This is a genomic window from Streptomyces sp. NPDC025833, assembly GCF_055558055.1.
On sequence record NZ_JBVHNF010000006.1, the window covers coordinates 246,908 to 269,252 of the forward strand.

23 protein-coding genes and 2 tRNA genes are annotated in these 22,345 nt (G+C 73.1%); 18 read left to right on the forward strand and 7 right to left on the reverse strand.

From position 1 onward, the window contains the following. Positions 1-17: 17 nt before the first annotated feature. Positions 18-842 carry a GNAT family N-acetyltransferase gene (locus ACZ4K2_RS12625; RefSeq protein ID WP_467473232.1) on the forward strand — a complete coding sequence of 275 codons (825 nt, stop codon included), beginning with the start codon at positions 18-20 and terminating at the stop codon, positions 840-842. Positions 843-886: 44 nt separating this feature from the next. Here the strand turns inward: ACZ4K2_RS12625 and ACZ4K2_RS12630 are convergent, their stop codons facing one another. Beyond that, positions 887-1,411 carry a DsbA family protein gene (locus ACZ4K2_RS12630; protein ID WP_467473233.1) on the reverse strand — a complete coding sequence of 175 codons (525 nt, stop codon included), beginning with the start codon at positions 1,409-1,411 and terminating at the stop codon, positions 887-889. A 196-nt stretch (positions 1,412-1,607) separates the two neighbouring features. On the opposite strand from ACZ4K2_RS12630, the gene ACZ4K2_RS12635 reads away from it, so the two are divergent. Together ACZ4K2_RS12635 and ACZ4K2_RS12640 are read left to right on the forward strand one after the other, a co-directional pair. Continuing rightward, entirely contained in the window at positions 1,608-2,063 is a 456-nt protein-coding gene (locus ACZ4K2_RS12635) for a hypothetical protein (protein ID WP_467473234.1), read from the forward strand. A 156-nt stretch (positions 2,064-2,219) separates the two neighbouring features. Beyond that, positions 2,220-2,372 carry a hypothetical protein gene (locus ACZ4K2_RS12640; protein WP_467473235.1) on the forward strand — a complete coding sequence of 51 codons (153 nt, stop codon included), beginning with the start codon at positions 2,220-2,222 and terminating at the stop codon, positions 2,370-2,372. A gap of 69 nt (positions 2,373-2,441) precedes the next feature. Here ACZ4K2_RS12640 and ACZ4K2_RS12645 read toward each other — a convergent pair whose 3' ends face one another. Beyond that, positions 2,442-3,002, reverse strand: coding sequence for a CGNR zinc finger domain-containing protein (locus ACZ4K2_RS12645; RefSeq protein WP_467473237.1), 561 nt, complete (start codon positions 3,000-3,002; stop codon positions 2,442-2,444). A 338-nt stretch (positions 3,003-3,340) separates the two neighbouring features. Continuing rightward, entirely contained in the window at positions 3,341-3,754 is a 414-nt protein-coding gene (locus ACZ4K2_RS12650; RefSeq protein WP_004002642.1) for an SsgA family sporulation/cell division regulator, read from the reverse strand. A gap of 191 nt (positions 3,755-3,945) precedes the next feature. On the opposite strand from ACZ4K2_RS12650, the gene ACZ4K2_RS12655 reads away from it, so the two are divergent. From ACZ4K2_RS12655 to ACZ4K2_RS12670, 4 genes are all read left to right on the forward strand, one after another. Continuing rightward, on the forward strand, positions 3,946-4,410 hold the full coding sequence (locus tag ACZ4K2_RS12655) for a TIGR02611 family protein (RefSeq protein ID WP_467473238.1): 465 nt from the start codon (positions 3,946-3,948) through the stop codon (positions 4,408-4,410). A gap of 85 nt (positions 4,411-4,495) precedes the next feature. Beyond that, positions 4,496-4,567, forward strand: a tRNA-Val gene (locus ACZ4K2_RS12660). Positions 4,568-5,145: 578 nt separating this feature from the next. Continuing rightward, a complete protein-coding gene (locus tag ACZ4K2_RS12665; protein WP_467473240.1) occupies positions 5,146-5,592 on the forward strand; it encodes an SRPBCC family protein in 447 nt (148 codons plus the stop codon). A gap of 39 nt (positions 5,593-5,631) precedes the next feature. Beyond that, positions 5,632-5,703: transfer RNA gene (locus tag ACZ4K2_RS12670), tRNA-Val, on the forward strand. Positions 5,704-5,757: 54 nt separating this feature from the next. Here ACZ4K2_RS12670 and ACZ4K2_RS12675 read toward each other — a convergent pair. Next, entirely contained in the window at positions 5,758-6,483 is a 726-nt protein-coding gene (locus ACZ4K2_RS12675; RefSeq protein ID WP_467473242.1) for an exonuclease domain-containing protein, read from the reverse strand. Positions 6,484-6,650: 167 nt separating this feature from the next. Between ACZ4K2_RS12675 and ACZ4K2_RS12680 the strand changes: the two genes are divergently transcribed. The 3 genes from ACZ4K2_RS12680 (at position 6,651) to thrS (ending at position 10,533) form a co-directional block, all read left to right on the forward strand. Continuing rightward, positions 6,651-7,217: a DUF4365 domain-containing protein gene (locus ACZ4K2_RS12680; RefSeq protein ID WP_467473244.1), complete on the forward strand. Its 567-nt coding sequence runs from the start codon at positions 6,651-6,653 to the stop codon at positions 7,215-7,217. After that, entirely contained in the window at positions 7,214-8,464 is a 1,251-nt protein-coding gene (locus tag ACZ4K2_RS12685; protein WP_467473246.1) for a hypothetical protein, read from the forward strand. The genes ACZ4K2_RS12680 and ACZ4K2_RS12685 overlap by 4 nt, the downstream gene beginning before the upstream one ends. Positions 8,465-8,556: 92 nt before the next feature. Continuing rightward, positions 8,557-10,533 (forward strand): threonine--tRNA ligase, encoded by a 1,977-nt coding sequence (thrS, locus tag ACZ4K2_RS12690; RefSeq protein WP_467473247.1) that lies wholly within the window; start codon positions 8,557-8,559, stop codon positions 10,531-10,533. A gap of 30 nt (positions 10,534-10,563) precedes the next feature. Here the strand turns inward: thrS and ACZ4K2_RS12695 are convergent, their stop codons facing one another. Continuing rightward, a complete protein-coding gene (locus tag ACZ4K2_RS12695) occupies positions 10,564-11,220 on the reverse strand; it encodes a potassium channel family protein (RefSeq protein WP_467473249.1) in 657 nt (218 codons plus the stop codon). Between the two features lie 67 nt (positions 11,221-11,287). Here ACZ4K2_RS12695 and ACZ4K2_RS12700 point away from each other — a divergent pair, with 67 nt between their 5' ends. Continuing rightward, positions 11,288-11,851 (forward strand): HIT family protein, encoded by a 564-nt coding sequence (locus tag ACZ4K2_RS12700; protein ID WP_467473251.1) that lies wholly within the window; start codon positions 11,288-11,290, stop codon positions 11,849-11,851. Positions 11,852-11,950: 99 nt separating this feature from the next. Here ACZ4K2_RS12700 and ACZ4K2_RS12705 read toward each other — a convergent pair whose 3' ends face one another. Then, positions 11,951-13,597: a hypothetical protein gene (locus ACZ4K2_RS12705; protein WP_467473252.1), complete on the reverse strand. Its 1,647-nt coding sequence runs from the start codon at positions 13,595-13,597 to the stop codon at positions 11,951-11,953. Positions 13,598-13,806: 209 nt separating this feature from the next. After that, the gene (locus ACZ4K2_RS12710; protein ID WP_467473254.1) at positions 13,807-16,008 is read right to left on the reverse strand and encodes an elongation factor G-like protein EF-G2; all 2,202 of its coding nucleotides are present in this window, start codon (positions 16,006-16,008) and stop codon (positions 13,807-13,809) included. 244 nt (positions 16,009-16,252) lie between these two features. On the opposite strand from ACZ4K2_RS12710, the gene pgsA reads away from it, so the two are divergent. The 7 genes from pgsA (at position 16,253) to ACZ4K2_RS12745 (ending at position 22,283) form a co-directional block, all read left to right on the forward strand. Continuing rightward, positions 16,253-16,981 (forward strand): phosphatidylinositol phosphate synthase, encoded by a 729-nt coding sequence (gene pgsA, locus ACZ4K2_RS12715; RefSeq protein ID WP_467473485.1) that lies wholly within the window; start codon positions 16,253-16,255, stop codon positions 16,979-16,981. Continuing rightward, complete coding sequence (locus ACZ4K2_RS12720) at positions 16,978-17,886, forward strand: phosphatidylinositol mannoside acyltransferase (RefSeq protein WP_467473255.1); 909 nt, start codon at positions 16,978-16,980, stop codon at positions 17,884-17,886. Before pgsA ends, ACZ4K2_RS12720 begins: the two co-directional genes overlap by 4 nt. Further along, entirely contained in the window at positions 17,883-19,049 is a 1,167-nt protein-coding gene (locus ACZ4K2_RS12725) for a glycosyltransferase family 4 protein (RefSeq protein WP_467473257.1), read from the forward strand. The genes ACZ4K2_RS12720 and ACZ4K2_RS12725 overlap by 4 nt, the downstream gene beginning before the upstream one ends. Before the next feature lie 218 nt (positions 19,050-19,267). Further along, complete coding sequence (locus ACZ4K2_RS12730) at positions 19,268-19,810, forward strand: LemA family protein (protein WP_467473259.1); 543 nt, start codon at positions 19,268-19,270, stop codon at positions 19,808-19,810. A 115-nt stretch (positions 19,811-19,925) separates the two neighbouring features. After that, on the forward strand, positions 19,926-20,831 hold the full coding sequence (pdxS, locus tag ACZ4K2_RS12735; RefSeq protein ID WP_467473261.1) for a pyridoxal 5'-phosphate synthase lyase subunit PdxS: 906 nt from the start codon (positions 19,926-19,928) through the stop codon (positions 20,829-20,831). A 43-nt stretch (positions 20,832-20,874) separates the two neighbouring features. Then, positions 20,875-21,480 carry a pyridoxal 5'-phosphate synthase glutaminase subunit PdxT gene (gene pdxT / locus ACZ4K2_RS12740; RefSeq protein ID WP_467473262.1) on the forward strand — a complete coding sequence of 202 codons (606 nt, stop codon included), beginning with the start codon at positions 20,875-20,877 and terminating at the stop codon, positions 21,478-21,480. 50 nt (positions 21,481-21,530) lie between these two features. Further along, positions 21,531-22,283, forward strand: a complete 753-nt coding sequence (locus ACZ4K2_RS12745; protein ID WP_467473264.1) for a YebC/PmpR family DNA-binding transcriptional regulator — start codon at positions 21,531-21,533, stop codon at positions 22,281-22,283. Positions 22,284-22,345 lie beyond the last annotated feature (62 nt).

Here is a 22,345-nt window from a genome sequence, read left to right on the forward strand (position 1 = left end):
CGGGTAGAACACCTGTGATGACCACGACCCTGCGGCCGGCCGAGCCGCTCCAGCAGCACCCCGACGGGACCCGCTCCCGGCGCTTCGCGGTGTGTGTGAACAGCCGTCCCGTCGGTGAGATCCACCTCGGCACCTCGCCGAACCTCGGCGCCTCGGTGGCCCGGGTCCTCGACCTGCGGATCGCCGAGCCCGACCGGCGGCGCGGGCGCGGCACGGTGGCGGCGCTCGCCGCGGAGGAGGTCGCCCGCGGCTGGGGCTGCGCCGGCATGGAGGCCGTGGTGCCCGCCGCGGCGGCCGACGCGCTGCGGCTGTTCACCGCCCTCGGCTACACCGAGCGCAACCGCGGCATGGAGAAGCGCCTCGGCGGCACCCCGCCCGAGCTGCCCCCGGACAGCCGGGCGCGCCCCATGACCGCGGCCGAGTTCGAGGCGTGGCGGGAAGCGGAGGGCGAGCGGTACGCGCGCATGTGGATCGACCGGGGCGTCCCCGAGGCCGCGGCCCGTGCCAAGGCCCGCGCCGACCACGCGCGCCTGCTCCCGCACGGGCTCGACACCGACGGCGTGCTCTTCAGCGTGCTGGAGCACGCGGGCGACCCGGTGGGCACCCTGTGGGTGGCCCTGGAGGAGACCAGGGCCTACGTGTTCGACGTGGCGACCGACGAGGCCCGGCGCGGCCGGGGGCACGGCCGGACGCTCATGCTGCTGGCCGAACGCCAGGCCGTCGAGGCCGGCCGGCCGGTCCTCGGGCTCAACGTGTTCGCGGGCAACACCGCGGCCGAGCGGCTGTACGACTCGCTCGGCTACGAGACGGTGACCCGCTCCCTGAGCAAGCCCCTGCTCTAGGGGGTTTCGTTTGGCTCGGACCGGCCCGATCCGGACGGAAGACCCTAGGCGTCCCGGTCGGCCAGCAGCCGGTCGGCGATCTCCTCGACGCGCTCGCGCAGCCCCTCCTGGCTCTTGCCGCCGTCGAGGCGCTCACCGCCGATGACGTACGTCGGGGTGCCGGTCACGCCGATCGCCTTGCCCTCGGCCTGGTCGGCGTCGACGACCAGGATGTGCCGGCCGTCGATCAGCGCGGTGTCGAACTCCTCGGCGTCGAGGCCCAGTTCCCGGGCCACCTCGATCAGCAGGGCCTCGCCCCGGCCGTCCAGCTCCGCCACCCGCTCCAGCACGGCCTCCACGTACGGCCAGCCCGCGCCCTGCTCCAGCGCCTCCTCGGCGGCCTGCGCGGCGGCGAAGGCGTGCCGGTGCTTCTCCAGCGGGAAGTGCCGCAGCCGCAGCTCCAGCCGGTCGCCGTAGCGGGCGCGCAGGGCACGGACGTCGTCCAGGGCGGTACGGCAGTCGGGGCACTGGAGCTCGCACCAGACGTCGAGGACGGGGACGGCGGCGGGTGCGGGGGAGGAGTCGCTCATGCCCACCAGTCTTCCAGGCCGGGGACGGGCCACCCAATCGGGACCCCGCCGCCCGCCCGGAACCGGGTACGCCGCGACCCGGACCCCAGGAGGAGGCGACCCGGAGATGTCCCTGATCCGCGGGCGGGAGCGTGGCCCCGCGGGGAGCCGAGGGTGCACGATGGACACGAACGGACCGAGTCGCCAGGAGGACCGGATGATCGCCGAGACAGTCTGCTCCGCCGTGTCCGCGGCGGGCCTGGGCATCGCCGTGGTCACGGCCTACCGCCGGCGCTTCCTGGCGGCGGCCCGCATCGCGGCCTACTCGCTCGTGCCGGTCGGCCTGGTGATGACCGGGGTGGTCGGCTGGCTCTCCGACACCGCCCTGAGCCCCGTCGCCTGGGCGGGCTTCGGGGTGCTGGGCGCGGCCTGGCTCCTGTTCGCGGGTACGCGGGCGGTGGAACGCCGGCGCGCGGGGGCCGGCGGGGGGAGCAGTGCGGCCGGACGGGACGCGGTGGCGCCCGCGGCTCCGGCGCCGTCCCTCGGCGGGACCGGCCGGCCCGCGGCCCGGCCCTCCGGAGCCGCCGCACCCCAGGCCGGGGGCCGTCGGGCCGCCGGCCCGGCGGAGGACTTCAGCGACATCGAGGCCATCCTCAAGAAGCACGGCATATGACAGTCACATGACTCACTGAACCGACAGAGGTGGGCCCGCGAGCGTCCGGAATCGTTCACCGAGCGGACGAGACCTCACGGTATTCGGCGAAGTCCCGCAAGATCCGTGTGTGCCGATCGCGCGCGGAGCGCCGCGTGCGACATCATCTGCCGCGAGATGCTGGACACGACACAGAGCGAGGCCGCGCCGCCGAAGGACGAGCCGCGCGGGTGCCTCTTCGCCCTTTCCCAGCCACCGCTGATGATCTTCCTGACGGTGATCGGGTGTCTGTTCCTCATGGCTGCGCTGCACGATCTGCTGTTGCTGTGAGCCGTACACGTCCGTCCCGGCGTCACCCGCCGGGACCGACGTCGCACCGGGGCGTCTCGCGGCCGGGCCTCAGCCGGTCGCCTCCTTGCGCCGGGCCCGGTAGGCGGCGACGTGCAGCCGGTTCCCGCAGGTGCGGCTGTCGCAGTAGCGGCGCGAGCGGTTGCGGGACAGGTCCACGAAGGCGCGCCGGCAGTCCGGTGCCTCACAGCGCCGCAGCCGCTCCTGCTCCCCGGCCACCACGAAGAACGCCAGCGCCATCCCGCAGTCGGCGGCGAGGTGGTCGGCCACGGAGGCGCCCGGCGCGAAGTAGTGCACGTGCCAGTCGTAGCCGTCGTGGTCCGTGAGCCGGGGGGTGGTGCCCGCGGCGGCGATCAGCTCGTTGATCATCGTGGCGGCGGCCCGGGCGTCCGGCGCCGCGAAGATCGCGGCGAAACGCGCCCGGATCCGGCGCACCGCGGACAGGTCGAACTCCGACAGCGCGCCGACGTCGCTGATCTGGTGGTTGCGCACGAAATCCACGAGGGCCGGGAGATCGGACAGTCCGTCCGCCGCCGCGTCGTCCTCCGGCGCGGAGTTCACCAGATCCACCACGGTGTCGAGGGCGCACCGGGTGTCGTGGGTGATCAGCACGTTTCACTCCCTGGCCTGGGGGTCGGGCGGGCGCCCGCCGATGCTGGCCGATGGTAGCGACAACCGTGCCGGGCGCACCCGCCCTTGCCCCGACCTCGTCCACCCTGGAAAACGCCCCGCCGGCCCCGGCGGTTCCCGCCCCGGTGCGCCGCGCGCTGGCCGCGCGCCCGGCGGACACCCGGCGCACCCGGTCGTGCGCGCACCGCGACCGCGGAGCGCGGCACCGCGCCGCCCCGTGAGCGCTCACGGTGACGGCGTCGGCTCGTGCCGTATGCGGTTGTCTTGGCCCGAGCCGTCTCCCCGAGTGGACGGCGCCGGGCTGCTCGGGTGGCGGCGACCTAGCTCTCCGCCAGGATGTGCGAGAGCTCCTGATCCAGGTCGAAGTGCCGGTGCTCCGTGCCGGGCGGCACGGCGGCGTCGGTCCGCTTCAGGAAGGACTCCAGGGCCCGCGCCGGGGCCTCCAGCAGTGCTTCCCCCTCCGGGGAGCTGAGGGCGATGCACACGACGCCCTGGCCATGACTGCGGGATGGCCAGACGCGGACGTCGCCGGTGCCGGTGGGCCGGTGCAGCCCTTCGGCGAGGAGGTCGCGGGCGAACACCCACTCGACGGTCTCCTCGGCTCCGGTGTGGAAGGTGGCGTGCACGGCGTAGGGGTCGGCCGTGTCGTACCGCAGGCCTGCGGGGACAGGCAGGGAGGACTCGCTCGACACAACGAGGCGCAGGTGCAGCTCGCAGCTGACCGTGGTGTTCATAAGCGCCAGGGCCTTTCGCTCAGTGTGCGCTCGGGGATTCGCACGTCGGCGAAATCGACATGCCACCTACGGTGCCGTTGTAAACCCCTCTGAGGGTTTTGCGTGTGTTTACGTAACCCTTCCGGCCGAGAACTCGTACCGGATCTGAGACCATTCCGGTGACCGGATTCACTCGGGTAGGGTTTGTGCGCATGAATACGGGGAGTGACGAAGCGGGCGAGGCCGCCGTGCCGACGGACAGTGCGAAGACGAACGGGCCGGAGCCGGACCGGGAGGCCGGGCAGGGGCTCGGCTCGCGGGCGCCGGAGTTCATCAAGGCCCGCCGGGCCCTGCACGTGAGCTGGCAGGTCGGGGTCTTCGTGGTCGGCCTCGCGGTGGTGGTGGCGGGCATCATCATGCTGCCGCTGCCCGGGCCCGGCTGGGTGGTGATCTTCGGCGGCATGGCGATCTGGGCGACCGAGTTCGTCTGGGCCCAGCTCGTGCTCCGCTGGACCAAACGCAAGGTCACCGAGGCGGCCCAGCGTGCCCTCGACCCCCGGGTGCGCCGTCGCAACATCGCCCTGACCGTGACCGGACTGGTGATCATCGGCGTGCTCGCCGGGATCTACCTGTGGAAGTTCGGGCTCGTCGCGCCCTGGGGGATCAAGGACCAGTGAGGCCGCCGCGGGGCGGGCGGGCACGGACCGTCCCGCCCCTGGTCGGAGGCACCCCCTGACATGGGGTAATGTTCTTCCTGCGTCCGGGCGATTAGCTCAGTGGGAGAGCGCTTCGTTCACACCGAAGAGGTCACTGGTTCGAACCCAGTATCGCCCACCCGGACCGACGGCCCACCTGCGACCAGCAGGTGGGCCGTCGGCGTTCCCGCACCTCCCTCGGCGGTGCGCCGGAGCCCGGCCGGTGCCGGCCGGGCGCGGCGGACGCGTGGGGCGGGACCGCGCCGGTGAGCGGGGGCCGGTGGCGGTGCGTGAGCCCCGGCCGGCCGCGACGGGGGAGATCACGCCGGTGCCGGCCGGGCGCCCCGCGACCCGCCCGGTCCGGTGGCCGACAGCCGCCCGAGCCGCTCCGCGGACCCTCCGCTTCCCCTCGCCCCGCGACCCCGGGCCCGCCTCCCGAGTGCCGGAACGCCTCGCGCGACGGACGGTGACCATTGCGCACCGGAGTTCCGGACCCGGACCGCCGCCGGGGGAATCCAGGACTTTCCCCAAAGGCCCGTCACTTTCCTTTGTAAATAAGACAAGCAACCGGAATTCGCTGTCCCTTCGCGGCGCCGGCGCGGGGCCGTGGAACTGATTGCCGGTCAGTTCCGCACAAACGGAGCGCGGCCCCCCGCGCCCACCGCCGCCGGGAACCCGCCCCGGGACGCCCGCGCGCCCGCGCGGCACACTCGTCCCATGGACTGGAACCACTACCGCTTCCGCACCCTGTGGTCCCTGCCGGCCCCGCCCGCCCGGGTCTACGCGGCGCTGGAGCGGGCCGAGGACTACCCCCGGTGGTGGCCGCAGGTGCGGTCGGTGACCCGCCTCGACGCGGACACCGGCGTGATCACCATCCGGTCCGCGCTGCCCTACGGCCTCACGTCCACCGTGCGGGAGACCCGCCGGGACCCGGCCGCGGGCGTCCTGGAGGTCACCCTGTCCGGCGACATCGAGGGCTGGGCGCGCTGGACGGTCACCGCCGCCGGGCCCGGCACCCTCGCGCGCTACGACCAGGAGGTCCGCGTCAGGAAGGCACTGCTCAGACGGCTCGCCGTACCCGGACGCCCCCTCTTCCGGCTCAACCACCGCCTGATGATGCGGGCCGGACGGCGCGGACTGCGCCGCCGGCTGCGGGCGGTTTGAACGAAGGGCGCCCGGGCCTGTATTGTTCAGTGCGTTCCCGGGCGATTAGCTCAGTGGGAGAGCGCTTCGTTCACACCGAAGAGGTCACTGGTTCGAACCCAGTATCGCCCACCCGGGAGAGGCCGGTCCGCAGCAGCGGGCCGGCCTTTCGCATGCCGCCGGAGGTCACGCGGCGGCGGGCAGCTCCGGCCGCACCGGCCACTCCGTGCTGACGACCTCGTCCGAGCCGCTGCGCGCGAACCAGGCCTGGAGCCCGCGCGCCTGCGCCGCGTGCCAGTTCGCCTGGAGCGTGTGCAACTCGCCGGGCGACAGCCGCTCCAGCCGGGTCGCGAAGCGGCGGCCCAGCGCCCGTACGACATCGAGCGCGGCCAGCGCGTCCGCCCCCGCGTCATGGGCGCCGTCCAGCGCCACGCCGTAGTGCGCGCACAGGTCGGTCAGCGTGCGGCGGCCCTTGCGGTACCGGTCCAGGTGCTTGTCCAGCACCCGCGGGTCCAGCACCCGCAGCGGCACCGACTCGAACCAGCGCTCCAGCGACGACGCCCGGTGCCGGCGCAACTCCCGGTCCAGCAGCGTCAGATCGAACGGCGCGTTCATCACCACCAGGGGACGGCCCAGCGCCGCGTGCTCCGCGAGCTGCTCGGCTATCTCGTACACCACCGGAGCCGGCCAGCGCCCGTGGTGCTGGAGGTGCTCCTCCGTCAGACCGTGCACCGCCGTCGCCGCCTCCGGGACCGGCACGCCCGGGTTCACCAGCCAGCGGCTGACCCGGGGCCGGACCCCCGGGGCGTCCTGGACGACGACGGCGGCCGACACGATCCGGTCGGTCTCGACGTCCACGCCCGTCGTCTCCGTGTCGAAGGCCGCCAGCGGCCCCTCGTACCAGGTCGTCATGCCAACCCAACTCCTCGCTCACCCACGGCAGCTGACGTTCCGCCCACTGCCTGTTCGGTGATACCCGGGCCGTTTGCACGGTACGCCGGGAGGAGACAACAGGTATACGGGTCTTTGCAGTTCAGCGGCCCGCAGCGGAAGACCCCCGGTTGGGGAGGCTGTTGCCCATGGTCATCGCGCAGCCCGAGCGGGGCGGGCTGCCGCCCGGCCGTCCGGGCATCCTCCGCGGCACGCTCGCCATCACCGCCTGCATGGAGACGCTCCAGGTCGGCTATCTGCACGCGGTCGCCGCCGCGGCCGGCTGCTCGCTGTCCCAGCCCTTCCCGGACAACGGGATCGACTGGCACGTCAGCCACAGCGCGCCCGCGCACACCGTCGACGACGAGGTGACCGTCAAGGTGCAGCTGAAGGCCACCTACCAGGTCGCGCCCGCCCCGCCCGGGCGCGCCTTCTCCTTCACGCTCGACAACGAGCACCTGCGCAAGCTCGCCCGCACCCCCGTCTCGGTGCACAAGATCCTGGTCGTCATGCTCGTCCCGCGCTCCCGGGACGACTGGCTGCGGGCCGGCCACGACCGGCTCGACCTCAGGCACTGCTGCTACTGGGTCAACCTCGCCGGCCACCCCGTGACCGGCCGGCACCGGACCACCGTACGGATACCGACCGCACGCATCTTCGACGACCGGGCCCTGTGCGAGATCATGACGCGGGTCGGGACGGGAGGCACGCCATGACGAACCGTCCCCACGGCGAACCGGCCGGACCGCTCCGGCCGCGCCCCGACGGCCCGCCCTGGCCCCGGCCCCCGCTGCCCGCCCAGGTCGACCCCGCCGTGCTCGGCGCCCTGCTGCACCGGCACGGCTGGCAGCGCCGCGGGGGAGCGGCCGGACGGTACGGCCGCTGGACCCCGCCCGGCCCGGGCGGCGGCGGGACCAGCCTGCTCGTCCCCGAGAGCCGCGCCTTCCCCGACAGCGACGACCTGCTCGGCGAGGCACTCGACGCCCTCGCCCGCAGCGGCACCCCCTGCGCGCGCGAGGTGCTGATCTCCCTCGCCGTGCCCAGCGACGAGATCCGCTGGTGGCGCGACACCCCGGACGGCCCCGCCGACGCCGCCCCCTGGACCGCCGGCGACCGGCTGCGCGGCGCCGCCCGGCAGATGCTGCTCGCCGCCGCGCTCGCCACCCGCGCGCGGGCCGGCTACCACGGCGCCCGGCACCGCCGCCCCGCCGCCGCGCTGCTGGAGGACGTCCTGGTCGGCCCCGCCACCGGCGGCCGCACCGTCACCGCCTTCGCGCCCGTGCCCACCGGCCGGCCCCTCGCCGTCCGCCTCCACCAGGCCCTGCACGCCGCCCGCGAGGCCGTCGACTACCGGCGGGCCACCGGAAGGCTGGACGCCTTCGACGGCGCGGTCGAAGCCGGCGTCAGCCGCGAGCTGACCGAGGCGCTCGGCGCGCTCGTGCGCGGCACGGCGGGCGCCCGCGTCGGCGTCGCCTGGGCGCCCGCGGCCGGCGTCCCCGAGGGCTGCACGCCCTCCGCCGAACCCGTCGAGTTCTCCCCCGGCGACCTGCCCGCCCTCCGTGAGGCCGCCGCCCGCTACCTGCGGACCGAACCCTCCGTGCCGGTCCGCGTCACCGGCGCCGTCGTCCGGCTGCGCCGCTCCGGACCCGGCGGCGAGGGCACCGTGCGCCTGCGCGTCCTGGCCGGCGCGGACGTCCCGCACCTGCGCGTCACCCTCGACGAGGAGGACTACCGGGTCGCCGGCCACGCCCACCTCGTCGGCCTGCCCGTCTGCGTCCGCGGCCGGCTGGAGCGCCGGGGCGGCTTCCGCACGCTCACCGACGCCCACGGGGTGGTCCCCGTCCAGGTGGACGAGGGGGAGCGGGACCGGCTGCGCAAGGCCCTCCAGGAGAACCTCGACTTCCCCGGGGAGGCGTGCGGGGACGGGGAGCCGGCCGGGTACGGGGAGGGTGCCGGGGGATAACCGTTTCGCGGTCGGCGCCGTCGGGTCGGTACGATCGCCTGTGCGCGCGCTCCTGGTATGGCGCCGCATCCCCCTTCAGTCAGGAGAGACCGGTGTCAGACGTCCGTGTGATCATCCAGCGCGATTCCGAGCGGGAAGAACGCGTGGTGACGACGGGCACTACGGCCGCCGACCTCTTCGCGGGCGAGCGCTCGATCATCGCCGCGCGCGTGGCCGGCGAGCTGAAGGACCTCGCGTACGAGCTGTCCGACGGCGACGAGGTCGAGGGCGTCGAGATCTCGTCCGAGGACGGCCTGAACATCCTGCGCCACTCCACCGCGCACGTCATGGCGCAGGCCGTGCAGGAGCTGTTCCCCGAGGCCAAGCTCGGTATCGGCCCGCCCGTCAAGGACGGCTTCTACTACGACTTCGACGTCGAGAAGCCGTTCACGCCCGAGGATCTCAAGGCCGTCGAGAAGAAGATGCAGGAGATCCAGAAGCGCGGGCAGAAGTTCGCCCGCCGCGTGGTCACCGACGAGGCGGCCCGCGAGGAGCTGGCGGACGAGCCGTACAAGCTGGAGCTGATCGGCCTCAAGGGCTCGGCCTCCCACGACGACGGCGCGGACGTCGAGGTCGGCGCGGGCGAGCTGACCATCTACGACAACCTGGACGCCAAGACCGGCGAGCTGTGCTGGAAGGACCTCTGCCGCGGTCCGCACCTGCCCTCGACCCGGCTCATCCCGGCGTTCAAGCTGATGCGCAACGCGGCCGCCTACTGGCGCGGCAGCGAGAAGAACCCGATGCTCCAGCGCATCTACGGCACCGCCTGGCCGTCCAAGGACGAGCTGAAGGCGTACCTGGACTTCCTCGCCGAGGCCGAGAAGCGCGACCACCGCAAGCTCGGCAGCGAGCTGGACCTCTTCTCCATCCCCGAGCAGATCGGCTCCGGCCTCGCCGTCTTCCACCCCAAGGGCGGCATCGTCCGCCGGACCATGGAGGACTACTCGCGCCGCCGCCACGAGGAGGAGGGCTACGAGTTCGTCTACACCCCGCACGCCACGAAGGGGAAGCTCTTCGAGACGTCCGGGCACCTGGACTGGTACGCCGACGGCATGTACCCGCCCATGCAGCTCGACGAGGGCGTGGACTACTACCTCAAGCCCATGAACTGCCCGATGCACAACCTGATCTTCGACGCGCGCGGCCGGTCCTACCGTGAACTGCCGCTGCGCCTCTTCGAGTTCGGGACCGTGTACCGGTACGAGAAGTCGGGCGTCGTGCACGGCCTGACCCGGGCCCGCGGCTTCACGCAGGACGACGCGCACATCTACTGCACCCGTGAGCAGATGTCCGAGGAGCTGGACAAGACGCTCACCTTCGTCCTCGGCCTGCTGCGCGACTACGGCCTGACCGACTTCTACCTGGAGCTGTCCACCAAGGACCCGGAGAAGTTCGTCGGCTCCGACGAGGTCTGGGAGGAGGCGACCGAGACCCTGCGCGAGGTCGCCGAGAAGCAGGGCCTGCCCCTGGTCCCGGACCCGGGCGGCGCCGCCTTCTACGGTCCGAAGATCTCCGTCCAGGCGAAGGACGCGATCGGCCGGACCTGGCAGATGTCGACCATCCAGCTCGACTTCAACCTGCCCGAGCGCTTCAACCTGGAGTACACCGGCCCCGACGGCTCCAAGCAGCGCCCGGTCATGATCCACCGCGCGCTGTTCGGCTCCATCGAGCGGTTCTTCGCCGTCCTACTGGAGCACTACGCGGGCGCCTTCCCGGCCTGGCTGGCCCCCGTGCAGGCGATCGGCATCCCGATCGGCGACGCGCACGTGGAGTACCTGGAGAAGTTCGCGGCCGCGGCCCGCAGGCAGGGCCTGCGCGTCGAGGTGGACTCCTCCTCGGACCGCATGCAGAAGAAGATCCGCAACGCGCAGAAGCAGAAGGTGCCGTTCATGGTCATCGCCGGCGACGAGGACATGTCGAACGGCTCGGTGTCCTTCCGCTACCGCGACGGCTCCCAGGAGAACGGCATCCCGTTCGACGAGGCCATCGCCAAGATCGCGAAGGTCGTCGAGGAGCGCGCCCAGGTCTGATCCCGCCCGGACACGAGGCCCCCGGGAGGCTCAGCCGCCCGGGGGCCTCTCGTCGCCCCCGCGGGTGAAGGTGCGCACCAGCCAGGCCGAGAACGAGCCCGTCACCGCGCCGAGCAGGGCGAGGCCGCAGGCCATCATCACGATCGCGATCGTCCGGCCGAGGGGGGTCACCGGCACGACGTCGCCGTAGCCGACCGTGCTGAGGGTCGAGGCGGCCCACCACACCGCGTCGCCGAACGTGTACATGGTGGTGTAGGGCGCCCCGCGCTCCACCTGGTAGACCGTGAGGGCGCCGGTGAAGCCGAGGAGCAGCGTGGACACGCCCGCGTAGACGATCACCCGCGCGTACAGCGAGACCCGGGGCTGCCCGCGCCGGCGCTGCACCTCGTCGTACAGCGGCACGATGCGCAAGGGGCGCAGCAGCGGCAGGACCACCACGAGCGTGAGCAGCACGTGACCGGCCACGAAGCGCGCGCCCTGCCCGCTGATCCGCCAGCGCACCAGGTAGTCCGCGACGAAGACCGCCCACAGGCCGAGCATGACGAACCAGCACAGGTCGCGCCAGAAGCCGGGCAGGCCCGTGGCCAGGACCCGGGTGGCGTAGGCGGCCAGGAAGAGCAGGGCCGCCACGAAGAGGGGGAGCTCCGTGTCCCGCCCCCAGCGCGCCGCGCGGTTGTCGTCGTCCACCGGTCAAGCTTGGCCGGAGAGCGCCGCCGGGCCGCCCCGCCGACACGCCGGGCGAGGGTGACGCCATATGCTGCGTAGCATGACGAGTGAGCCGGAGCAGCAGATCGGAGTGGGGACCCAGGACGCGTTCCAGCGTCTGTGGACGCCCCACCGGATGGCCTACATCCAGGGCGAGAACAAGCCGACCGGTCCCGGGGCCGACGACGGCTGCCCCTTCTGCTCGATACCGGCCAAGTCCGACGAGGACGGCCTGGTCGTCCGGCGCGGCGAGCACGTGTACGCCGTGCTGAACCTGTACCCGTACAACGGCGGCCACCTGATGACCGTGCCGTACCGGCACGTGGCCGACTACACCGACCTGACCGCCGCGGAGACCACCGAGCTGGCGGAGCTGACGAAGCAGGCGATGACGGCCCTGCGCACCGCGTCCGGCGCGCACGGCTTCAACATCGGCATGAACCAGGGCACGGTCGCGGGCGCGGGCATCGCCGCCCACCTGCACCAGCACATCGTGCCGCGCTGGGGCGGGGACACGAACTTCATGCCGGTCGTGGGCCACACACGGGTGCTGCCGCAGTTGCTGGCGGACACCCGGAAGATGCTCGCGGAAGCCTGGCCGGCGGCGTCCTGAGCGGCTCCCCCGGCGGCCGGCGACGGGGCGGTGCCCGGCCGGCCGGGTCCCCGGCGAGCGGCAGCCCCACAGGAACCCGGGGCCGCCCGCGCCGGCCGCTCACGCGTCGTAGACGTCTGCCTTCCGCGGCGTCGGGTCCTGCACGTTGCCGCTGAGGAACGCCGAGCGGGCACCGAACTTCTCGGTGTTGACGCCGTTCTCCGCCAGCACCTTGATCGCCGCCGAGTGCACCGTGCGCAGCACCGGAGTGGCCGCGCGCAGCGCGTCGTCGGCCATGAAGCGGTGGCGCCACGGCTGGTCGGCCCAGGCGTGCCGCAGCCCGAACGGCTCGGGCAGGCCGAGCGAGCCGCCGAGCCACTTGAGCAGCGGCGGGTACCAGGTCAGCGGCGCCCGCACGGCGAGCCGGACGACCTCGTCCGCACCGACCAGCGGCAGCTTGATCGTGCGGGTCTCCCACGGCTTGAAGGACTTGGAGACCTCCTTGCTGGGCGCCGACGGCTTCGTCGTGAACAGCGGGTTCACCGGTCCCAGCGCGTGCCCGGTGACCTCGATGCGCAGGGTCTCGTGCAGCACGGTGACCGTGATCAGCATCGTGATGACCAGCTGCCCGTCCCACAGGGTCCACTGCACGCCCAGGTAGTGCCGGTCGCCGCTGCCGAACTGCTGCTTGTTGCAGATCTCCTGTATGGCGTGCGGCTTGACCTGGAACGCCTCGACGTCCGTGCCCTCGGGGCGGGACACGGATCCGGCCTTCTCACCGATCGGGGTGACGATCCAGTGCCGGATCGAGGGCTTCGGGAAGCCGCCGGTATTGAGCGGGCCGCGCTCCAGCAGGGCGAGCTGGTCGTGGATCGCGCGTATCACGTCCCAGCTGCGGAAGGGGTGGATCTCCCGGGCGGGGTCGGCGGGCACCAGGTCCTCGGCGAGCTGCCAGGAACCCCAGCGGGTGCCCATGCCGAGTATGCCCTTGGGGCCCGCGTAGAAGACGGAGTTGGACTGCTGCTCCGCGCTGAGCCGGGCCAGGGACTGGCGCAGGTCCTCGGCGGGGGTCTGGCCGGGCCCGCGCGGCACGGCCTCGGGGATCTTGGCGCCGACGCTGGTGCCGGACAGCAGCCCCTCCCAGCGGGTCCGCAGGTCCGCGGCGGCGCGCTCGCAGATCCGCTTGGCCCAGTACCAGCCGAGCACCGGGACGACGACGCTCGCCCGGGCGTACCAGGCCCAGAAGCCGCCGAACGGCATCTTGACCAGGAACAGCGCGGCGAGCAGGCCGACGCCCAGGAGGAGCACCGTGCCCAGCGTCCCCGCGCGCTTGTCGTCGCGTCTGGCCACGAAGGCGCGCAACTGGAAGACGAGCAGGAAGCAGAGCGTCCCGGGCAGGAAGAGCAGACCGCAGACGACGGTGATGGCGGTGAGGCGGTTGTCGCGCTCCCGGCGGATGTTGTTCGCGGCGAGCGCGTGCTCCACGACGACCCGCGGCTCGGTGCCGAAGGACTGGATCAGCGCGCCCCGGCCGGGGGCGAGCATCCGGTCGACCAGGGCACGGGAGAACGCCTCGCCCAGATTGGGCCGGAACAGCTTCAGCCGGCCGGCCTTCACGGTCGACTGGTGCCATTCGTTGTCGGCCTTCTTGATCTCCTCGATCGGGCTGTCCCGGTACGCCGCGGAGGCCAGCGCGGTCGTCGCCGCCTGCCCTTCGTCGCCCGAGACGGGCACCTGGGGCCCGTCCCACTCCGTTCCAACCGACATTCCCGCCCCCATCGCCGCCGGTGCCGTTCCTGCGGCCTTCCCGACTTCCCCGCTCCGCACACCTGTTGGACGGCCGCGGTGTCGACACCGGGCGGGAGCCCGGTGGTTGCGGCACGGCACGGCCAGGTGATCAGCGTATCCGCCGACACCGCCGGCATGCGGGCGGACGGCCGAACCCGCCTGCCCGCACGCCGTTGTGCGCCGGTGTACTACCCCTCGTCCCCGGCCTGTTCGCGGATGCGTTCGGCGATCTGCGCCGGCATCGCCTCGTGCCGGGCGTAGCTCCGGTCGAAGCGGGCCGTGCCGTGCGAGAGCGAGCGCAGGTCGACGGCGTACCGGCCGATCTCGAACTCGGGCACCTCGGCCCGGATCAGTGTCCGCCCGGTGCCCACCTGCTCGGTGCCGAGCAGCCGGCCGCGCCGGCTCGACAGGTCGCTCATCACCGCGCCCACGTAGTCGTCGCCGACCAGCACGGTCACCTCGGCGACCGGCTCCAGCAGGTGGATCCGCGCGTCCGCCGCGGCCTCGCGCAGGGCGAGCGCGCCCGCCGTTTGGAAGGCCGCGTCCGACGAGTCCACCGAGTGGGCCTTGCCGTCCAGCAGCGTGACCCGCACGTCCACCAGCGGATAGCCGGCCGCGACGCCCTTGGCGGCCTGCGCCCGTACGCCCTTCTCGACGGACGGGACGAACTGGCGGGGCACCGCGCCGCCGACCACCTTGTCCACGAACTCGATGCCCGAGCCGCCCGGCAGCGGCTCCACCTCGATCTCGCAGATGGCGTACTGGCCGTGACCGCCGGACTGCTTGACGTGCCGGCCGCGTCCCGTGGCGCTGTGCGCGAACGTCTCCCGCAGCGGGACCCGGTGCGGTACGACGTCGACCTGGACGCCGTACCGGCTGCGCAGCCGCTCCAGGGCGACGTCGGCGTGCGCCTCGCCGAGGCACCACAGCACCACCTGGTGGGTGTCCTGGTTCTGCTCCAGGCGCATCGTCGGGTCCTCGGCGACCAGCCGGGACAGGCCCTGGGACAGCTTGTCCTCGTCGGCCTTGCTGTGCGCGCGGATGGCCAGCGGCAGCAGCGGGTCGGGCATCCGCCAGGGCTCCATCAGGAGCGGGTCGTCCTTCGCGGACAGGGTGTCGCCGGTCTCGGCGCGGCCCAGCCTGGCCACGCACACCAGGTCGCCGGCGACGGCGTGGGGCACCGGGCGCTGCTGCTTGCCGAAGGGCATGGACAGGGCGCCGGCCTTCTCGTCGACGTCGTGGTCCTCGTGCCCGCGGTCGGCCAGGCCGTGCCCGGAGACGTGCACCGGGTGCTCCGGCCGCAGGGTGCCGGAGAAGACGCGGACCAGCGAGATCCGGCCGACGTAGGGGTCGGAGGAGGTCTTGACGACCTCGGCGACCAGCGGGCCGTCCGTGTCGCAGGGCTTCAGCTCGCGCCGCTCGCCGTCGATCGTGGTGACCCCCGGCAACGGATGCTCGAACGGGGTCGGGAAGCCGCCGGTGACCAGCTCCAGCAGCTCGACCGTGCCGAGGCCCTGCCGCGCGCCCTCGGCGGCGGGGGCGGCGGCCAGCACGGGGAAGAACGCCCCGCGCGCCACGGCCCGCTCCAGGTCCTCGACGAGGGTCCCGACGCCGACCGGTTCGCCGCCCAGGTAGCGGTCCATGAGGGTCTCGTCCTCGCTCTCCGCGATGATCCCCTCGATCAGCCGGTTGCGGGCCTCCTCGATGTCCGGCAGCTGGTCCGCGCCGGGCTCGGACTCCTTGCGCTCACCGGTCGAGTAGTCGAACAGCTTCCGCGACAGCAGTCCGACCAGCCCGGTCACGGGGGCGTGCCCGTCCGCTCCCTCGGGGCCGCGCAGCGGCAGGTACAGCGGCAGGACGGCGTCCGGGTCGTCCCCGCCGAAGGCCTCCGCGCAGATCCGGGTCATCTCCTCGAAGTCCGCGCGCGCGGCCTCCAGGTGTGTGACCACGATCGCGCGGGGCATGCCGACGGCCGCGCACTCCTCCCACACCATCCGGGTGGAGCCGTCGACGCCGTCCGCGGCCGAGACGACGAAGAGGGCCGCGTCCGCGGCCCGCAGCCCGGCCCGCAGCTCCCCGACGAAGTCGGCGTAGCCGGGGGTGTCCAGGAGGTTGACCTTGATGCCGTCCCAGGCCACCGGCACCAGGGAGAGCTGCACCGATCGCTGCTGCCGGTGCTCGATGTCGTCGTAGTCCGAGACGGTGCCGCCGTCCTCGACGCGGCCCGCCCGGTTCACCGCCCCGGCGGTCAGCGCGAGGGCCTCCACCAGGGTCGTCTTCCCCGAGCCGGAGTGGCCGACCAGCACCACGTTCCGTACGGACGCGGGACGGTCGGCCGCCAGAGCCCTGCCGGCGGCTCCGGGGTGGTGTGTCTGTGCCTTGTCGCCCATGATCCTGCCTCCCGTGCACGGTGAGGTCACTGCGGGCGCGGGACGCGCGGGACCCGCGTGCTGCGGCGGCTCCGACGACGCCCGCGGTCATTCGAGCTTTCCACTCCCGCCACGCCGCGTCCATACGAGGGGCCGCGGGCGGTGCGCACCGGATGCCGCCCGCGCCCCGCGCGCGGCGGTGCGCACCGGTGACCCGGCGCGGCCGCGGGTGCCCGCCCGTCACGCACACGCGCGCGTGGCTACGATGGGCCAGCCGGCGGCCACCAGGGCCGCGGCGACACCGACCGTCGGGAAGGCCATGCTGAACAAGTACGCGCGTGCATTCTTCACGCGTGTCCTCACACCGTTCGCCACGTTTCTGATCCGCCGGGGCGTGAGCCCCGACACGGTCACGCTGATCGGCACGGCCGGTGTGGTCGCGGGCGCTCTGGTCTTCTATCCCAGGGGCGAGTTCTTCTGGGGCACGGTGGTGATCACCCTCTTCGTCTTCTCCGACCTGGTCGACGGCAACATGGCCCGCCAGCTCGGCCGCTCCAGCCGCTGGGGCGCCTTCCTGGACTCGACCCTGGACCGGGTCGCCGACGCCGCGATCTTCGGCGGCTTCGCGCTGTGGTACGCGGGCCGGGGCGACGACGACGTCCTGTGCGCCGTCTCGATCTTCTGCCTGGCCAGCGGCCAGGTCGTGTCGTACACCAAGGCGCGCGGCGAGTCGATCGGGCTGCCGGTCGCCGTCAACGGGCTCGTCGAGCGTGCCGAGCGGCTGGTGGTCTCGCTGGTCGCGGCGGGTTTCGCGGGGCTGCACAAGTTCGGTGTGCCGGGCATCCAGTGGCTGCTGCCGATCGCGCTGTGGATCGTCGCCGCGGGCAGCCTCGTCACGCTGATCCAGCGGGTGGTCACCGTCCGCCGCGAGTCCGCCGAGGCGGAGGCCGCGGCGGCGGCCGGCGCGGGCCGGGGGAGCGAGGCGGCGCAGTGAGCGCGGCGGACCGGCTGACCGACAGCCTGTACGGCCTCGGCTGGAGCACCGTCAGGAAGCTGCCCGAGCCCGCCGCCGTGCGGCTCGGCCAGGCCGTCGCCGACCTCGCCTGGAAGCGGCGCGGCAAGGGCGTCCTGCGCCTGGAGGCCAACTACGCGCGCGTGGTGCCCGGCGCCGGCCCGGAGCGCCTCGCCGAACTGTCCCGCGCGGGCATGCGCTCGTACCTGCGCTACTGGATGGAGTCCTTCCGGCTGCCGGCCTGGAGCGCCGAACGCGTGCGGGCGGGCTTCGCCCCCAAGGACGTGCACCACCTGACGGACGGGCTGGCCGCCGGCCGGGGCGTGATCCTCGCCCTGCCGCACCTGGCCAACTGGGACCTGGCCGGCGCCTGGGTCACCACCGAGCTGCGGACGCCGTTCACGACCGTCGCCGAGCGACTGAGGCCCGAGACGCTCTACGACCGCTTCGTCGCCTACCGCGAGGGCCTCGGCATGGAGGTCCTGCCGCACAGCGGCGGCTCCGCCTTCGGCACCCTGGCACGCAGGCTGCGCGACGGCGGTCTGGTCTGCCTGGTCGCCGACCGCGACCTGTCCGCGTCCGGCGTCGAGGTCGGCTTCTTCGGCGAGACGGCCCGGATGCCGGCCGGACCGGCCCTGCTGGCGCAGCACACGGGCGCGCTGCTGCTGCCCGTCACCCTCTGGTACGACGACTCGCCCGTGATGCAGGGCCGCGTGCACCCCCCGGTCGAGGTGCCGGAGACGGGCACGCGCGCGGAGAGGACGTCCGTCATGACGCAGGCGCTGGCCGACGCCTTCGCCACCGGGATCGCCGACCACCCCGAGGACTGGCACATGCTCCAGCGCCTGTGGCTCGCCGACCTCGACCCCGCGAAGGGACCCTCGTGAGGATCGGGATCGTCTGCCCGTACTCCTGGGACGTGCCCGGCGGCGTCCAGTTCCACATCCGCGACCTCGCCGAGTACTTCATCCGGCTCGGCCACGAGGTGTCCGTCCTCGCCCCGGCCGACGACGACACGCCCCTGCCGCCGTACGTCGTCTCGGCGGGCCGCGCGGTCCCGGTGCCGTACAACGGCTCGGTGGCCCGCCTCAACTTCGGCTTCCTGTCGGCCGCGCGGGTGCGGCGCTGGCTGCACGAGGGCGGGTTCGACGTCGTCCACATCCACGAGCCGACCTCGCCCTCGCTGGGCCTGCTGACCTGCTGGGCGGCGCAGGGGCCCATCGTGGCGACCTTCCACACGTCCAACCCGCGCTCCCGGGCCATGATCGCCGCGTACGCCATCCTCCAGGCCGCGCTGGAGAAGATCAGCGCGCGGATCGCGGTCAGCGAGTACGCCCGCCGGACGCTGGTCGAGCACCTCGGCGGGGACGCGGTGGTCATCCCCAACGGCGTCGACGTGGACTTCTTCGCCAGGGCCGAGCCCAAGCCGCAGTGGCAGGGCGGCACCATCGGCTTCATCGGCCGGATCGACGAGCCCCGCAAGGGCCTGCCGGTGCTGATGAAGGCCCTGCCGGCGATCCTGGCCGCCCGGCCGGACACCCGGCTGCTGGTGGCGGGCCGCGGGGACGAGGAGGCGGCCGTGGCGGAACTCCCGGCGGCCCTGCGCGCGCGCGTGGAGTTCCTCGGCATGATCAGCGACGAGGACAAGGCCCGCCTCCTGCGCAGCGTCGACCTGTACGTCGCGCCCAACACGGGCGGGGAGAGCTTCGGCATCATCCTGGTCGAGGCGATGTCGGCGGGCGCCCCCGTGCTCGCCTCCGACCTGGACGCCTTCGTGCAGGTGCTGGACCAGGGCGGGGCCGGAGAGGTGTTCGCCAACGAGGACGCCGACGCGCTGGCCGGGGCGGCCGTGCGGCTGCTGGCGCACCCGGAGCGCCGGGCCGAGCTGCGCGAGCGCGGCAGCGCGCACGTACGGCGGTTCGACTGGTCGACGGTCGGCGCCGACATCCTGTCCGTCTACGAGACGGTGACGGCCGGCGCGGCGGCGGTCGGCGCGGACGAACGCGCGACCGGTCTTCGGGCCCGCTTCGGCCTGGCGGCCCGGGACTGACGGGTCGCCGTCCCGGCCGGAGCGCCGGGCGGCGGGCCGGTTCCGGTCAGGCGGGGGCGTTCCCGTACGGGTGATTGCGGGGCAGGCCCGCGGCAGCCGGGGCCCGGGGACGGTCGGGCCCGCCCCGCCCCACCCGTCTCCGCACGGTGGGCCGGCCGCCCCGGGACGGCCCGTGACCGGCGCCGGGGGCGTGGGCCGGCAGCCGATAGCCTTCGGCGGTGACCGCAACCCTCATCTGGATCCTCGTCGCGCTCCTGGCCGTCGGCGTGTACCTGAGCTGGACGGCCGGGCGGCTGGACCGGCTGCACGTGCGGATGGACGCCGCCCGGGCCGCGCTCGACGCCCAGTTGCTGCGGCGGGCCTCCGTGGCGCAGGAACTGGCGACCTCGGGGGTGCTGGACCCGGCCGCCTCGATAGTGCTGTACGAGGCCGCGCACGCGGCCCGGCAGGCCGAGGAGGAGCACCGGGAGGTCGCCGAGAGCGAGCTGAGCCAGGCGCTGCGGGTGGTGTTCGAGGACGCCGCGCAGGTGGAGGTCGTGCGCGAGGCCCCCGGCGGCGAGGGGGCGGCCCGCGAACTGGCCGAGGCCGTCCGCCGGGTGCCGATGGCCCGCCGCTTCCACAACGACGCCGTGGGAGCCGCCCGCAGGCTCCGTGAGCACCGCAAGGTCCGCTGGTTCCGGCTGGCCGGCCACGCCCCCTTCCCGCTGGCCTTCGAGATGGACGACGAGCCGCCGGCGGCCCTGGTGGAGAGGGCCGCCTGAACGGCGGGCGAAGCAAAACGATCCACCGGCTTTCCATTGGCCCTTGCTGTGGACTGGTCGACTCGCGTTTCCTCGGCGGTGCACCAAACCCTCTTCCCTTTCAGTGAGGTCACCCGTGTCCACCATCGACAACCAGGCTCCCGAGACCGGCACCGCGCGCGTGAAGCGCGGCATGGCCGAACAGCTCAAGGGCGGCGTGATCATGGACGTCGTCACGCCGGAGCAGGCGAAGATCGCCGAGGACGCGGGCGCCGTCGCCGTCATGGCCCTGGAGCGGGTCCCGGCGGACATCCGCAAGGACGGCGGGGTGGCCCGCATGTCCGACCCGGACATGATCGAGGGCATCATCGAGGCCGTCTCCATCCCGGTCATGGCCAAGTCCCGCATCGGCCACTTCGTCGAGGCCCAGGTGCTCCAGTCCCTCGGCGTCGACTACATCGACGAGTCCGAGGTGCTCACCCCGGCCGACGAGGTCAACCACTCCGACAAGTGGTCCTTCACCACCCCCTTCGTCTGCGGTGCGACCAACCTGGGCGAGGCCCTGCGCCGCATCGCCGAGGGCGCCGCGATGATCCGCTCCAAGGGCGAGGCCGGCACCGGCAACGTCGTCGAGGCCGTCCGCCACCTGCGCCAGATCAAGAACGAGATCGCCAGGCTGCGCGGCTTCGACAACCACGAGCTGTACGCCGCCGCCAAGGAGCTGCGCGCCCCGTACGAGCTGGTCAAGGAGGTCGCCGAGCTGGGCAAGCTCCCGGTGGTCCTCTTCTCCGCCGGTGGCGTGGCCACCCCGGCCGACGCCGCCCTGATGCGCCAGCTCGGCGCCGAGGGCGTGTTCGTCGGCTCCGGCATCTTCAAGTCCGGCGACCCGGCCAAGCGCGCCGCCGCCATCGTGAAGGCCACCACCTTCTACGACGACCCGAAGATCATCGCGGACGCGTCCCGCAACCTCGGCGAGGCCATGGTCGGCATCAACTGCGACACCCTCCCGGAGACCGAGCGCTACGCGAACCGCGGCTGGTGAACCGGCACGTCCGGCACCCCTCACCTAGGACTGCACGAAAAACATGACTGACGCACCCGTCATAGGCGTCCTGGCCCTCCAGGGCGACGTACGGGAGCACCTCATCGCCCTGGCCGCGGCGGACGCCGTGGCCAGGCCGGTGCGGCGCCCCGAGGAACTCGCCGCGGTCGACGGCCTCGTCCTGCCCGGCGGCGAGTCCACCACCATCTCCAAGCTGGCCGTCCTCTTCGGAGTGATGGAACCCCTCCGCGCGCGCGTGCGCGCCGGCATGCCCGTCTACGGCACCTGCGCCGGCATGATCATGCTCGCCGACAAGATCCTCGACCCGCGCTCGGGCCAGGAGACCATCGGCGGCATCGACATGATCGTGCGCCGCAACGCCTTCGGCCGGCAGAACGAGTCCTTCGAGGCCGCGGTCGACGTGACGGGCGTACCGGGCGATCCTGTGGAGGGCGTCTTCATCCGCGCCCCCTGGGTGGAGTCCGTGGGCGCCGGGACCGACGTGCTCGCCGAGCACGACGGCCACATCGTCGCCGTCCGCCAGGGCAACGCGCTCGCCACGTCGTTCCACCCGGAACTGACCGGCGACCACCGCGTGCACTCCCTGTTCGTCGACATGGTGCGCACCAACGGGACACGCGAGTCCTAGTAGGATCTCTGCGTTCGTTCATAGATGGGTTACGCGAAGGAGACAGGCAGATGTCCGGCCACTCTAAATGGGCCACGACGAAGCACAAGAAGGCCGTGATCGACGCCAAGCGCGGCAAACTCTTCGCGAAGCTGATCAAGAACATCGAGGTCGCTGCGCGTATGGGTGGTGTCGATCTCGAAGGCAACCCGACGCTCTACGACGCCGTCCAGAAGGCCAAGAAGCAGTCGGTTCCGAACAAGAACATCGACTCGGCCATCAAGCGCGGCGGCGGCCTCGAAGCCGGTGGTGCCGACTACGAGACGATCATGTACGAGGGCTACGGCCCCAACGGCGTCGCCGTGCTCATCGAGTGCCTCACCGACAACCGCAACCGCGCCGCCTCCGACGTCCGTGTCGCCATGACCCGCAACGGCGGCTCCATGGCCGACCCCGGCTCGGTGTCGTACCTGTTCCACCGCAAGGGCGTCGTCATCGTCCCCAAGGGCGAGCTGGCCGAGGACGACGTGCTCGGCGCCGTCCTGGACGCGGGCGCCGAGGAGGTCAACGACCTCGGCGAGTCCTTCGAGGTGCTCAGCGAGGCCACCGACCTGGTCGCGGTCCGCACCGCCCTCCAGGAGGCCGGCATCGACTACGACTCCGCCGAGGCCAACTTCGTCCCGACCATGCAGGTCGAGCTGGACGAGGAGGGCGCCAAGAAGATCTTCAAGCTCATCGACGCGCTCGAGGACAGCGACGACGTGCAGAACGTCTTCGCCAACTTCGACGTCAGCGACGAGGTCATGGAGAAGGTCGACGCGTAACGCGGACGGCTGCCGACCGGGCCGACGGGACACCCCCGTCGGCCCGTCGCGTTGTACGGCGT